This is a genomic window from Affinundibacterium flavidum (assembly GCF_014284175.1).
Taxonomy (GTDB): Bacteria; Pseudomonadota; Gammaproteobacteria; order Burkholderiales; family Burkholderiaceae_D; genus Undibacterium; species Undibacterium flavidum.
On the sequence record NZ_JACOGA010000011.1, the window covers coordinates 214,705 to 227,997 of the forward strand.

A 13,293-nucleotide genomic window follows, 5' to 3' on the forward strand; every position below is an offset into this window, starting at 1 on the left:
GATTGGATAAAGATCCGAATTCTGCGCTAGCGCTGCCTAAGCGTAGAGCGCGCACGAATGAATCTAGCGTAAGTAGCACGCTTGCTTTTAGTTCCCCCAAACGCTCATCTAAAGAAGTCCGTATTTTGCATCAACCGGGCTTTGTTCTACACTCCTATCCTTACAAAGAGACTAGTTTGATTGTCGATGTGTTTAGTCGGGAATTTGGCCGCTTATCTTTGGTGGCAAAAGGCGCCAAACGGCCAACCTCAGCACTGCGCAGCGTACTACAGACTTTTCAACCCTTAAATATTTCATGGACAGGTAAATCCGAAGTCCGAACTTTGACCGCAGCCGAATGGGTAGGCGGTATGCTCCCTTTAGAAAAATCTGCTTTGCTGTGCGGCTTTTATTTGAATGAATTGTTAGTCAAATTTTTGCTGCGAGACGAAGCAAATGCGACATTGTTTGATCTGTATGTATCAAGCTTAAATCAACTGGCGCATAATGAATCGGCGGCTATTGTCTTACGCAAATTTGAGCTTATACTTTTACAACAAGCGGGCTTGCTCGGAGATCTGACGTATTGCGCTAGCTCTCGTGGTCGCATCCAAGCTGATGAAGTCTACGTGTTGGAGCCAGGTATTGGTGTGCGCCTTGCGGGACTGGCGGAAAGCGTGCCACAAGTGAGTGGCAAGACTTTGTTGGATATGTCGATTGGGAGTTATATCGATCCACAGACACAGGTTCAAAGCAAGCAACTGATGCGTTTCTTACTCAGTTTCCACTTGCATGGAGCGCCACTCAATACTCGTCAAATTTTAATTGATCTACAAAAATTATGAACATACACGGACAAACACAATGCATCGATCTCGGTATCAATATTGATCATGTTGCGACAGTGAGAAATGCGCGGGGCACTATTTATCCCGAACCATTAAAGGCCGCATTGTTGGCGGAAGAGGCGGGTGCAGACTGTATAACTTTGCATTTGCGTGAAGATAGACGTCACATCAAAGATCGCGATGTCGAAGAAATTCGCCCGCGCCTATTGACGCGTATGAATTTGGAAGCTGCAGTGACGCAGGAAATGATCGATTTTGCCTGTCGAATTAAGCCACATGACGCGTGTCTGGTGCCAGAGCGTCGTGAAGAGGTAACTACAGAAGGGGGCTTGGACGTAGTGCGATTTTATACGCAAGTAGAAGCTGCGACCAAGCAATTGCAGCGAGAAAATATTCGCGTAAGTTTGTTTATCGATGCGGACCGCCAACAAATTCAGGCGGCGAAAGATCTTGGTGCTCCGGTCATAGAATTGCATACCGGGCGTTATGCCGATGCGACGAATGCTGATGAACAACAACGAGAATTGGCAAGAATTGCAGAAGGCGTTGATTTTGCTTTGAGCTTAGGTTTAAAGGTGAACGCTGGGCATGGTTTGCATTACACAAATACGCAGGCAATCGCCGCCATTCGCGGAATTTCAGAACTGAACATCGGTCATGCCATCGTGGCGCAAGCCATCTTTGTTGGCTGGCAAAAAGCGATTGCGGATATGAAAGCCTTGATGGTGAAAGCAAGACTGGGCGCGAAATGATTTTTGGAGTTGGCACTGATATCGTCAAAATTTCGCGTATTCACGCGGCATTGATGCGCCATCCACAACGATTTGCGGCAAAGATTCTAGGGCCAGATGAGCAACTGGTTTATCAGCAACGTGCTGCACAGTCATTACGTCGCGCTGTCTTATTTTTATCGACGCGATTTGCAGCTAAAGAAGCATTTTCCAAGGCGATCGGGCTCGGTGTGCGTCACCCTATGAATTGGCATTCATTGCAAATTTTGAGCGATGACATTGGCAGACCTCAATTATGTTGGCAAGGTGAGTTAGCCGAATGGATGTTGGCACGTAATTTGACAGCGCATTTGTCAATGTCCGATGAAGACGAATTTGCAATCGCCTATGTCATTGTTGAGCAACAAATTGCAGGTGACCCTCATGAGTAAGGGGAATGATCCGGATGCAACGCCGGATGCAACACCGGTTGCAGTATTGGAGCTGGTTGCTGCGCTTCCCAATCTTCCTGGCGTTTATCGCTATTTCGATGCCAATGATCAAGTTTTATATGTTGGGAAAGCACGTGATTTAAAAAAACGTGTTTCTAGTTATTTTCAAAAAAATCTAAGTAGTCCACGCATTGCCATGATGGTGGCAAAAATTGCGCGCCTCGAAACCACGGTTACACGCAGCGAAGCCGAGGCACTGATATTAGAAAATAATCTGATCAAAGCCTTAAAGCCGCGCTACAACATTTTATTTCGTGACGATAAGTCCTATCCTTATTTGAAAATCACGCAAGAAAAGACGCCGCGTATGACCTATTTCCGTGGCGCGATCGATAAAAAGCATCAATACTTTGGTCCTTTTCCATCTGCTTGGGCAGTCAAAGAATCTATGCAGTTGCTGCAGAAAATTTTTTTATTGCGTAGCTGCGAGGATAGTGTATTCGCGAATCGTACTCGTCCATGCTTACTGCATCAAATTCAGCGTTGTAGCGCTCCCTGTGTCGATTTTATTTCCTCTCAGGACTATCAGTCTGACGTAGCCGATGCTTCTGATTTTCTGCGAGGCAGGCAGTCAGAAGTATTGGCCAAATTAGAGCAAAAAATGTTGACGTTTGCCCAGAATCTAGAATTCGAAAAAGCTGCTGTGGTACGTAATCAAATGTCAGCTTTATCAAAAGTATTGCATCAACAAAGTATGGAGCTGGCCGGCGACGCGGATATTGATATCGTTGCCGTTGTCTTAGAAGGAGGGCGTGCCTGCGTCAATTTGGCGATGGTAAGAGGAGGGCGTCACTTGGGCGATCGATCTTACTTCCCAAGTCATATAGAGTTGGCGCAAGCTGCACTGAATGAAGAGATAGAAAAAGAAGTCATGATCGCCTTCATTGCGCAGCACTATATTGATCAATTTATTCCTAGCCAAATTATCTTAAATGTTGAAATTGACGCTCCAGAATTGATGCTGGCTTTGATGGAGCAATGTAGGCACAAGATTTACCTCAGTTTTCAACCGCAAGAGACGAAGCGTGCTTGGCTAGAGATGGCGGAAAAAGGCGCGCGTTTGGCACTGGCTAGGGCGTTGTCAGAGCAAGGCGCGCAGCAGTTGCGTACGAAAGCCTTAATCGATGCATTGGAGCTTGATGTGGTCGATATGGAGCAATTTAGGGTTGAGTGCTTCGATATCAGTCATACCCAAGGCGAAGCCACTCAGGCATCTTGCGTGGTCTTTCATCACCATGCTATGCAAAATGGTGAATATCGTCGTTTTAATATCAATGACATTACACCTGGTGATGACTATGCAGCAATGCGGCAAGTGATTTATCGCCGTTTCGAAAAATTTGCGATCACCAACGATGAAGTTCCGGATATTCAAGCTGTGATGCCAGACATGATCTTGATCGATGGAGGAAAAGGTCAGGTTGAAGTCGCACGTCAGGTTTTTGTTGAGCTTGGACTTGATACCAGCTTAATTGTCGGCGTCGCAAAAGGCGAGGGACGCAAAGTGGGTTTGGAAACTTTGGTGTTCGTTGATGGGCGTCCATCCAAGGAATTGGGAAAAGAATCTGCAGCCTTGATGCTGATCGCTCAGATCAGGGATGAGGCTCATCGATTCGCGATTACCGGTATGCGAGCAAAACGAGCGAAGGCTAGGCAGTCTTCAAAATTGGAAGAAATTGATGGGGTTGGGCCTAAGCGACGTCAAAGACTGCTCACCCGTTTCGGTGGAATTAAAGGCGTAGAAGATGCCAGCGTCGAAGATTTGATGGCCGTAGAGGGAATATCTCGCGCATTGGCTGAGGAAATTTATCAGCGCCTTCGATAGTTTGCGGTTTCGTTGCTTTCCAAGATGAATTTTGAAATTATTTGCATGTGTGTACCTCAGGCAAAATATAATGCAATAAATTCTCAATCAATCCATCAACATGCCTTTTAATTTCCCTATCTTATTGACCTGGTTGCGGGTTGCCCTGATTCCTCTGGTAGTCGGAGTCTTTTATTTGCCCGACTCTATGTTGAGTCCATTTGAAAAAAATGTGGCATCGACTCTCATTTTCATCGTAGCCGCTGTAACAGATTGGTTTGATGGATTTCTAGCCAGGCGTTGGAATCAAACTTCCGCCTTTGGCGCCTTTCTTGATCCGGTCGCAGATAAATTAATGGTCGCTGGTGCTTTGTTAGTTTTAGTAGAGTGGAATCGTGTAAATGCGGTGATCGCGTTTATTATCATTGGACGCGAAATCACTATTTCGGCTTTGCGCGAGTGGATGGCGCAATTAGGCGCATCAAAGTCGGTGGCAGTTAGCTCATTGGGCAAGATTAAAACAGCAGCCCAAATGCTTGCGATCCCCATGCTACTTTTTTATGGTGATCTGTTTGGCGTGATCGATACGATTTTGTGGGGCAGGCTATTGCTGTTAGTGGCAGCTGTATTGACCGTGTGGTCGATGTTTTATTATTTGCAGAAGGCATGGCCACTAATAAAAGAAAAAGCTGGCAATCTTCTAGATCATAATTCTTGACAACTTTTGCAGGTGCTATATAATGCACGGCTGTTGTCGCAATGCGGGAGTAGCTCAGTTGGTAGAGCGCAACCTTGCCAAGGTTGAGGTCGAGAGTTCGAGACTCTTCTCCCGCTCCAAATTTTTTTGGTGTGGCAATGTAGTAGTAAGAAATTTAATGCGGGAGTAGCTCAGTTGGTAGAGCGCAACCTTGCCAAGGTTGAGGTCGAGAGTTCGAGACTCTTCTCCCGCTCCAGTTTCTTGCTTCGATATGGTAGTTAAGTAGTGCAATGCGGGAATAGCTCAGTTGGTAGAGCGCAACCTTGCCAAGGTTGAGGTCGAGAGTTCGAGACTCTTTTCCCGCTCCAGATTCCGAAGGGAAGCACAGCTTCCCTTTTTTGTTCATAAGTTGTTCCGCTCTTTGCTTGAGTATTGTTTGAAAAATAATGCGCAGACAAAATAGCAACCCTTGGCGGGGTAGCAAAGTGGTTATGCAGCGGCCTGCAAAGCCGTAGACGCCGGTTCGATCCCGACCCCCGCCTCCAAGAATTTTGATAGTTAAGTTTCGAACTGTCATCAAGTAACAAGCTAGCAAACGCTAGACGCAAGTTGAGTGCCCGAGTGGTGAAACTGGTAGACACATCGGACTTAAAATCCGCCGCTTTCCGTAAAAGGGGCGTGCCGGTTCAATTCCGGCCTCGGGCACCATTAGTTTGTTTTAAGTAGTTCAAAGAAGTCCATTAACCCGCCTTACTCACTATGAGAACGCGGGTTTTTTGTCGCCTAAAGGTTTTTAGCGTCCATTTACATCCAGCGAATTGTGGGGGTATTATCGGGGGTATATTTACATACCCCGACAACTCTTATAAAAAGATACCCCCAAAGAGGCGCTAAATGCTAACCGATACCTCAGTAAAAAATGTAAAGCAAAGTGACAAGCCTTTTAAGCTGTATGACGAGGGTGGTCTATTTCTTTTGGTTACACCTACAAGCGGTAAGGGTGGGAAGCGGTGGCGGTTCAAGTATCGTTTTGACGGTAAGGAAAAGTTGCTTGCTTTTGGAACGTATCCCGATGTGTCTCTTAAGGATGCGCGAAATCAGCGAGACGCTGCTAGAAAATTGCTCGCGATTGGCAAAGATCCAAGTGAAGAGAAAAAGGCTACAGAGGCCGCAATTCAAGTATTGAATGAGAATACGTTTGAAGCTGTTGCGCGTGAATGGTTTGATTTGAAAATTAAACCTTTGTCTGCCAGTCATAGTAATAGGGCGCTTGCATACTTAAACAACGATTTAATTCCATATCTGGGTAGGCTACCAATTGCGGAAATTAAAGCGCCCGATTTGCTTGAGTGTCTGCGACGAATTGCTGCAAGAAAAAATAAGCAAGGTAAGCCCGTAACGGAAACTGCCAATCGTGTACGAGAACAAATGGGACAGCTTTGGCGCTACGCCATTGCAACTGGGAAGGCTGAGCGTGACATTGCCGCAGATTTGCGGGGTGCGTTGGAGCCACATGTACAAAAAAATTATTCACACATTACTGATCCTTTGTTGCTTGGGCAATTGATGCGAGACATAGAGGGGTATGGTGGGGCACCAGTGACAGTGGCTGCATTACGAATGTTGCCTTTAGTCTTCACTCGACCAATGGAGTTAAGAACGGCGAAATGGGCAGACATCGATTTTGATGCGAAGCAATGGCGTTACTTTAGTTCCAAGACAAAAATTGATCATATTGTACCTTTGGCTACGCAAGTAGTTGACCTACTGCGGGGATTGCTGCCGCTTACAGGTTCTGGGGAATATGTGTTTGGTGTACGTGATGGCAAACGACCTCTTTCAGAGATAACTATAAACCAAGCTTTGAAATCGTTGGGTTATGGTAACGACATCATTCATCCGCATGGTTTCAGACACACAGCGGCGACAATGCTCGCAGAGATGGGGGGGGACGAAAATGCCATTGATCGGCAACTGTCGCACTTGGCACAGGGTGTGAAAGGTGTATATCAGAAAGCGAAATACATTAAGGATCGGACATTAATGATGCAAGCGTGGGCGGACTACCTTGAGCAATTAAAGCTCGGTGCTAAGGTAATACATATTGGGTGTGCGTAATGGATGACATTCAACTTGTTGAGGAAGCTTTGGACGATAAATCATTACTCGCGCGAATAAAGAACATAGTAATGGGTGATGTGCAGCGTGACTTGGAAGGGGAAACAGTAGAAGAGCAATCGAAATTTGTTATCGAAACTATTGCTCGTCAATTGAGTTCCAATACTCTTTCACGTGAGGCAATTGGTTACCTTGTGCATTGTTTCGAACGCAGTCTAGATCCATCTATCGATACTTTGGATGAGGCATTCTATTTGCGCACGAAAAAATCAGCGGGCGGTCAAAAGGTGGCAGCGCATGTTCAAAGAGCCGTTGTGCGTGCATATCTATCATTCATTCGAAAAGCAACATACGGAATTGAGGTCGACTCTTTAACAGGGGAGGAAATGGAAATTGCTGAAGTGCCCTCTAGAAGTGTGTTAAAACAAGCTGAATTTGCTGCATTTATTGCATATCGGGAAGCTGTTGGAAAGGATGACGATAGCTATGGTGACTCAGATAAGAAAATCAATCAGACTATTAAGCCTATGTTAAAGGAGTTACTGGTCTTGCGGTGAGTTTATGTCGAAACGAATAAATTTCATTTCGATTTTTTTTGTTTCTATGTAAGCCGAAAATTAGAACCTCCTAATACTTAACAAGGAGTTCTTAAACATGAAGATAGTATTACATCCTAAAAATTTGTCTTTTGGTGATGCTGGCGTAAATTCAAATTGTGAACAGATATTACGCCTCCCTCTAGTCATTGCACTTACCGGTTTGAGTAAATCAAGTATCTATGCTGCGATGATTCAGAATCGGTTTCCTATGTCAGTTGCAATCGGCGTCAGGGCGGTTGGCTGGAAACGCAAAGACATAACGAATTGGCTCGAGTCTCGCAAGCCCTCCAATCTAAAGGAGGCTGCATAATGTTCAAATTAGACTTTTGCGCCATTGATGCGGTTATCACAAAGCAAACTATTGAAGAGTCAATTATTGAATACTCCATTGACATGGGAGCGTTCGTTATTCATCACGGGACAAGAGACAAGCGCCCAATTATCATTGCCGAACACAAAAATCAGCGAGAGGATGAACTGTCTGGCGTCTGGTATTCAGAAAGCTGAATGGAAAGCAGATCCGACCGCCCGAAGATAGAGCCAGATACTCACCCACTACTGCCACTCAGATCAAAGCTAAATGATCATGAGTTGGCAGCACTTCGATACAGCGGCATCATTTTCTGGCATCAAGACTTTGGAAATTATGCGATTACCTTCTGCACTGACAAAGAGCATCGCCCAATTTTCTTAGTCGAAAACAAGAGCAACGACACAAGCAAAGTTCATTTTGCTTTGATATGCAGCAATGAAAGGAATAAAGATGATTGAATTTTCAAAGTTAGATCCTCATGAAAAAAGGATTGTTTGGAAGTTGTCTGAAACTATCGGAACAACAACGCCCATTCTTTTTGCCTCGATCAATCATACAGGCGAACTTTGGGCGGCAAGTGAGATTTTAAAGCTAACACCAAATAAGGACAGCGAGACACACAAGCGGGTTTGCACTGCACTCAAACGTGGCAGCACAAAAGGAGAAAACGTTTTAGACATCATTAAAGAGCTGCATCCTGAATATGCATTATTTGAGACGTGTTTCGATTGTGAGCTAGAAGACCTACTGCCGGAATCAAAAGTCGCCACTGAAGTTCATTAAATGACTTCCAGCCACACATTAACCGCGTCAGAGTCGGGCGCGGTTTTTTTATCCACAAGCGACATTCTCAAGCGTGCCGATTCAGGCAAAGTGCAACAGGCGACCGCCACCGCTAAAAGATTGGATCGCAATGAATTGATTATTCGCTTTCAGAACGCATTTGAAGAGCGTAAGCGCCTAGCAACTCATGTGCTGGCAACTGGGCTGGTGTGGCAAGGTGTGCCGCCCTTTGCATGGCATTATCCGACATTGACGGCAAAAGCAGACCTTACTGTAGAGGAGCGCTATGACCTGTTCAATTACGATCTGCTTTGGCTTCGCCGTCATCACAGACAGCACGCTAAAAACATCAGCTATCAGCGATATAAGGCACTTCTCACTGAAGTGTCAGATTCAAAGGTTTTCGCTGCAGTTGACTATGCTTTTTACAGTGGCAAACGCCCAGCTTGGCAGATAGTTAAATCAATGCGACTGACGGATGAACAACAGCGTCAATGTTTTTGGATTCGCAGTCATCCGGTAAGAACTCAGCTCTTGGCAATCACTGTAAATCAAAAGCGTGTTTTCAATGTTCTGCAAGAAGCAATAAGTAAGGTTAGGCGTACAAAAACTTTTACTCCTGAAGACGCACTAATAACACTGGATCGAAGGCGCAATCTTTGGGTTTGCAAGCAGTTGACTGACGACGGAACCGCTACTGAAATCGCGCGCAAGTATTGTGAGCTTACAGGTGTCGTAATTGACCGAACAATTGCACATCGACAGCTTAAGATTATTGAAGACATTTTGAGAAAGGAGAAAGCTACTTTTTGAGATGGTTTCGTCGATACGTACTCGTTTTCGGGGATGGAATCCCCGATTATTCCGGTAACAAGTCAAACCCTACTGCCTATCAGGTTCGCGACCTGTTACGAAACTTGATACGCAAGCCCCTTTTTCTGCAAAGGTCGCGTAACAGGTCAATCTTATATTTTTGTAACAGGTCAATCCTATAGTTTTATTGTTGTTTTTGCCTCATTTTTTTGAAACGTAATGCGACTGAAACGCTTACACAATGCTTACATAAAGTACACTTACTTTCCTATTAATAACCTTGCATGAAAGGAATACAGTCAATGCAAACAATTTCACTTGAGCAGCTCGCGGAACATTTCAGTGTTGGAGTAATTGAGCAGACAATAGATTTAGGTCACACAATTACTCATGTGACCAATGTCGGAACAAAAGCAAGTCCTTGCCGCTACATAGTCGTAAATGACATATACGGTAATACAACCATCAGCCCATCTTTCTTTAACTAAGCAGGGTAACAACGAAAGAATTCTTTTTTTTTTTTCGTTGTTGTCTTGAATAAGTAAGTCACGACTGACTTACTTTAACCAAAAAGTCAAAGTCCTAGAAAAAATGAAGTCTTCGGATGGGGCTGTATTCATCAACTTTGGTTTGTGAGCGCAAAACCTTATACATTATCATAATATAAACAAATATTAACCGACAACCTATGAGCGATTTAAAAATGAGAGCTAAAGTCCAAGCAGTGATCATAGTTTCTGTATTTTCTTTAAGTGCTATGGAATCAAATGCGTATCAAAGATTAACTTCAGATCAAATCAAAGACAATCAGTTAGAGTTTATTAGGCAAACAAAATCACTATTGTCCGAGTGTGGGAATGCCTATCAAAATTATCTGGCAACAGAACGACTGAGTGATCTGGCATTAGAGGCTAAACAAAGTGCAAACGACGCAAAGGCGCGCTTATCAAATAAGTCTCCGGAAACAGCCCAAAAAGCGCCTACCACGCCATTTCATCTAGAATGCATTAATAGAAATAAACCAAAAATTTTGGATAAATCAAAAGTATTTATCTCGTCGTTCAAAGCGAATGAGATGAAAATGAATCCAAAATCATTGATTGCACAATGGATGACTGCGTTAGACTCGATTGACAAACAAGTGGCGCAAGGCGAACGGGCGAAGTTTGAAACAATAGCCAACAATATAATCATTGAATTGCAATAGGTTGCTCATAGTGATAAGCGGCAAATCTAATTAGGGGGTATTTTTGGGGGTATCTTCTAATATTGAAAAATAGAATCCCATTGTGATAAATGGTTTACAGACTATTTTCAATTCCGGCCTCGGCACCATTAGTTTGTTTTAAGTAGTTCAAAGAAGTCCAATAACCCGTCTTACTCAATATGAGAACGCGGGTTTTTGTTTTAGGGCGTGGCCAATGATCCCTTGGTAGCTCAGATTTTTGACGGTGTTCGTGAGATTCTTGTGTGGCATTGGCTACGATTGTTTGAAATAAAAAGGAAAACCCGCCTTTCATGAGAAGTGCGGGTTTTTTTATTGCTGTTAAACTAGCGGTTTTTACTTTGAGACTTGAAATGGAAGCGACCAAAGTTATTGAATTTGAGCGTCCTCAGATGGATGTTGGAAGCAGTTGTACTGCTTCTGCGTGGGCGCGTGTGCCTGATGCGCCGAGTTTGGATGAAAAAATCCAGCTGAAAAAACGTATTGCTGAGCTGCTAAAAGAAAAGCAGGCCGTCTTGGTGGCGCATTATTATGTTGATTCTGATTTGCAGGATCTGGCGGAAGAGACGGGCGGTTGCGTTTCTGATTCTCTTGAAATGGCGCGTTTTGGGCGCGATCATGCAGCGAAGACTTTGATTGTTGCTGGTGTTAAGTTTATGGGGGAGACTGCAAAAATCCTTAGTCCTGAAAAGACGATCTTGATGCCAGATTTGGATGCGACCTGTTCTTTGGATCTGGGCTGTGATCCAGAAGAATTTGCGGCTTTTTGTGATGCTCATCCTGATCGTACTGTGGTCGTTTATGCGAATACTAGTGCGGCAGTAAAGGCACGAGCTGATTGGATGGTGACCTCTAGTGTGGGTTTGGATATCGTGGCGCATCTGCATGCGCAGGGTAAAAAAATTCTTTGGGCACCGGATAAGCACTTAGGTGGCTATATTCAAAAACAAACTGGTGCTGACATGTTGTTGTGGCAGGGTTCGTGTCTTGTGCATGACGAATTTAAAGGAATTGAATTAGAAATTCTGAAAGAGTCTCATCCTGAAGCTAAAATTTTGGTGCATCCGGAATCGCCTGCAGCAGTTGTGGCTTTAGCGGATGTGGTTGGGTCTACATCGCAATTAATCAATGCTGCGAAAACTATGGATGCGCAAGAATTTATTGTAGCAACCGATAACGGTATTCTTCATAAAATGCAAATGGCTGCACCCGGCAAAAAATTTATTGTGGCACCAACGGCTGGTAATAGTGCGACTTGTAAGAGTTGTGCGCATTGTCCATGGATGGCAATGAATGGTTTGCGAAATCTCTTGCACGTGTTGGAAACTGGCGAGAACCAAATTCAAGTTGATCCTGTTGTTGGGAAAGAGGCGAAGCGCTCAATCGATAGGATGCTGGATTTTGCTGCGGCTCGTAAGGCTAATGTAAAAGCGAGTGGTGATTTGGCGCAAGATGGAAAATTATTTTCTGGTATTGGCCCAGCGTAAGGATGACTATGAGTTTTCAAAATACAAATTTAAAAAATATTTTTGCTCCATCTGATTTGGATTTGTCGAATGCGTTGAATGCTAGCGTCAAACTTGCTTTGCTTGAGGATGTTGGTAGTGGTGACTTGACGGGTGAGTTGGTGCCATCTGATGCGAAGGTTATTGCACATGTCGTTGTGCGCGAAGAGGCTGTGCTTTGCGGTGCCCCTTGGTTTGATGCGGTAATGTTTGCGCTTGATAGTTCTATTGTGATTGATTGGCAATATGCTGAGGGTGCCTTAATGAGTGCTAACACTATTGTATGTAAAATCCATGCGCCAGCACGTAGCTTATTAACTGCTGAGCGTAGCGCGCTTAATTTTATGCAGCTTTTGTCGGGTGTAGCGACCGCAGCCCGTCGCTATGTAAAATTAATTGAAGGAACATCTGCTTCAATTTTGGATACGCGCAAGACCTTGCCAGGTATGCGTCTTGCTCAAAAATATGCAGTACGTGTTGGTGGTGGAAAAAATCAACGCCTAGCTTTGTATGATGGCATTCTGATTAAAGAGAATCATATTGCGGCGGCGGGTGGCATTGTTCCTTCGTTGTTGAATGCTAATAAGGTCATTGCTAAATATGATCGTCCAATTAGCGTACAGATAGAAGTCGAGTCATTGGAGCAATTGCAGCAGGCTTTGGATGCTGGTGCAACTTCAATTTTGCTGGATAATTTTGATACTTCTATGATGCGTGAAGCTGTAGGCGTTAATGCTGGCCGCGCTTTATTGGAGGCTTCTGGCGGTGTGGATTTGACGACGGTTCGTGCGATTGCTGAGACTGGTGTTGATCGCATCTCTATTGGAGCGCTAACTAAGGATGTGAAGTCGGTGGATTTTTCTCTGAGGATTCAAGAATAGTTTTAGTGCAGTCAAATGTCTAAAATGCTCCGTTTGCGGAGCATTTTTCTTTTGTGGTTGAATTTTTTTGCGGCAAGTAATGGTTGGTGTTAAGGATCAAAACGATTTATTCAGTTTATCCAAATAAACCTTGCCAAAGAGAAGTAATGCTTGCTATAGTTCGCCTCCCGCAGAAATGCGGGGCTGAAATAAGTAGGTGTGCAAGCGGTAATGCGTTGATTTCCTGATGTTTAAATTAAGTTGAAGAAACTAAAATTTAAACGGTAGTTAAAACAGGGGGTTGACGGAAATTTAGAAGTGCTGCATAATCTCGTTTCTCTGCTGCTGACGAACACAACGCTTCGTAGCAAAAACAAAATCCTTCGGGTGAGTTTGAGTAGAAAAGAATAAGATCTTTAACAATTAACAGTCAATAAATGTGGGCACTTGATAATGAGGCGACTAGCTACTTCGGTAGTTAGGAAACTTAAAAAATATCAAATGTTCACAAGAAGTAAAGATAAGAC

The 13,293-nt window shown here is 44.1% G+C and carries 14 protein-coding genes and 5 tRNA genes; all 19 read left to right on the top strand.

Translation table 11 applies throughout. The annotated features are described in order from the left end of the window. Window positions 1-2: 2 nt before the first annotated feature. Window positions 3-824: a DNA repair protein RecO gene (gene recO, locus H8K55_RS13445; RefSeq protein ID WP_186942573.1), complete on the top strand. Its 822-nt coding sequence runs from the start codon at window positions 3-5 to the stop codon at window positions 822-824. After that, window positions 821-1,579, top strand: a complete 759-nt coding sequence (pdxJ, locus tag H8K55_RS13450; RefSeq protein ID WP_186942574.1) for a pyridoxine 5'-phosphate synthase — start codon at window positions 821-823, stop codon at window positions 1,577-1,579. Before recO ends, pdxJ begins: the two co-directional genes overlap by 4 nt. After that, window positions 1,576-1,989, top strand: coding sequence for a holo-ACP synthase (gene acpS / locus H8K55_RS13455; RefSeq protein ID WP_186942575.1), 414 nt, complete (start codon window positions 1,576-1,578; stop codon window positions 1,987-1,989). The genes pdxJ and acpS overlap by 4 nt, the downstream gene beginning before the upstream one ends. Then, window positions 1,982-3,874, top strand: coding sequence for an excinuclease ABC subunit UvrC (gene uvrC / locus H8K55_RS13460; protein ID WP_186942576.1), 1,893 nt, complete (start codon window positions 1,982-1,984; stop codon window positions 3,872-3,874). The genes acpS and uvrC overlap by 8 nt, the downstream gene beginning before the upstream one ends. A gap of 100 nt (window positions 3,875-3,974) precedes the next feature. Beyond that, window positions 3,975-4,571: a CDP-diacylglycerol--glycerol-3-phosphate 3-phosphatidyltransferase gene (gene pgsA, locus H8K55_RS13465; protein ID WP_186942577.1), complete on the top strand. Its 597-nt coding sequence runs from the start codon at window positions 3,975-3,977 to the stop codon at window positions 4,569-4,571. Between the two features lie 43 nt (window positions 4,572-4,614). Beyond that, window positions 4,615-4,690, top strand: a tRNA-Gly gene (locus H8K55_RS13470). Between the two features lie 40 nt (window positions 4,691-4,730). Beyond that, a tRNA-Gly gene (locus H8K55_RS13475) sits at window positions 4,731-4,806 on the top strand. 36 nt (window positions 4,807-4,842) lie between these two features. Beyond that, window positions 4,843-4,918 (top strand) — tRNA-Gly (locus tag H8K55_RS13480). A 103-nt stretch (window positions 4,919-5,021) separates the two neighbouring features. After that, window positions 5,022-5,095: transfer RNA gene (locus H8K55_RS13485), tRNA-Cys, on the top strand. 70 nt (window positions 5,096-5,165) lie between these two features. After that, window positions 5,166-5,258: transfer RNA gene (locus tag H8K55_RS13490), tRNA-Leu, on the top strand. A gap of 186 nt (window positions 5,259-5,444) precedes the next feature. Continuing rightward, entirely contained in the window at window positions 5,445-6,668 is a 1,224-nt protein-coding gene (locus H8K55_RS13495) for a tyrosine-type recombinase/integrase (RefSeq protein WP_186942578.1), read from the top strand. Further along, a complete protein-coding gene (locus tag H8K55_RS13500; protein WP_186942579.1) occupies window positions 6,668-7,225 on the top strand; it encodes a hypothetical protein in 558 nt (185 codons plus the stop codon). The genes H8K55_RS13495 and H8K55_RS13500 overlap by 1 nt, the downstream gene beginning before the upstream one ends. A 97-nt stretch (window positions 7,226-7,322) precedes the next feature. Further along, entirely contained in the window at window positions 7,323-7,577 is a 255-nt protein-coding gene (locus H8K55_RS13505) for a helix-turn-helix transcriptional regulator (RefSeq protein WP_186942580.1), read from the top strand. After that, the gene (locus H8K55_RS13510) at window positions 7,577-7,774 is read left to right on the top strand and encodes a hypothetical protein (RefSeq protein ID WP_186942581.1); all 198 of its coding nucleotides are present in this window, start codon (window positions 7,577-7,579) and stop codon (window positions 7,772-7,774) included. The genes H8K55_RS13505 and H8K55_RS13510 overlap by 1 nt, the downstream gene beginning before the upstream one ends. Before the next feature lie 256 nt (window positions 7,775-8,030). Further along, window positions 8,031-8,363, top strand: a complete 333-nt coding sequence (locus H8K55_RS13515; protein ID WP_186942582.1) for a hypothetical protein — start codon at window positions 8,031-8,033, stop codon at window positions 8,361-8,363. Then, window positions 8,364-9,176, top strand: coding sequence for a hypothetical protein (locus H8K55_RS13520; RefSeq protein ID WP_186942583.1), 813 nt, complete (start codon window positions 8,364-8,366; stop codon window positions 9,174-9,176). A gap of 688 nt (window positions 9,177-9,864) precedes the next feature. Continuing rightward, window positions 9,865-10,383, top strand: coding sequence for a hypothetical protein (locus H8K55_RS13525; RefSeq protein WP_186942584.1), 519 nt, complete (start codon window positions 9,865-9,867; stop codon window positions 10,381-10,383). Between the two features lie 371 nt (window positions 10,384-10,754). Then, the gene (nadA, locus tag H8K55_RS13530; protein ID WP_186942585.1) at window positions 10,755-11,888 is read left to right on the top strand and encodes a quinolinate synthase NadA; all 1,134 of its coding nucleotides are present in this window, start codon (window positions 10,755-10,757) and stop codon (window positions 11,886-11,888) included. Between the two features lie 2 nt (window positions 11,889-11,890). After that, a complete protein-coding gene (gene nadC, locus H8K55_RS13535; RefSeq protein WP_186942586.1) occupies window positions 11,891-12,787 on the top strand; it encodes a carboxylating nicotinate-nucleotide diphosphorylase in 897 nt (298 codons plus the stop codon). Window positions 12,788-13,293: the final 506 nt, after the last annotated feature.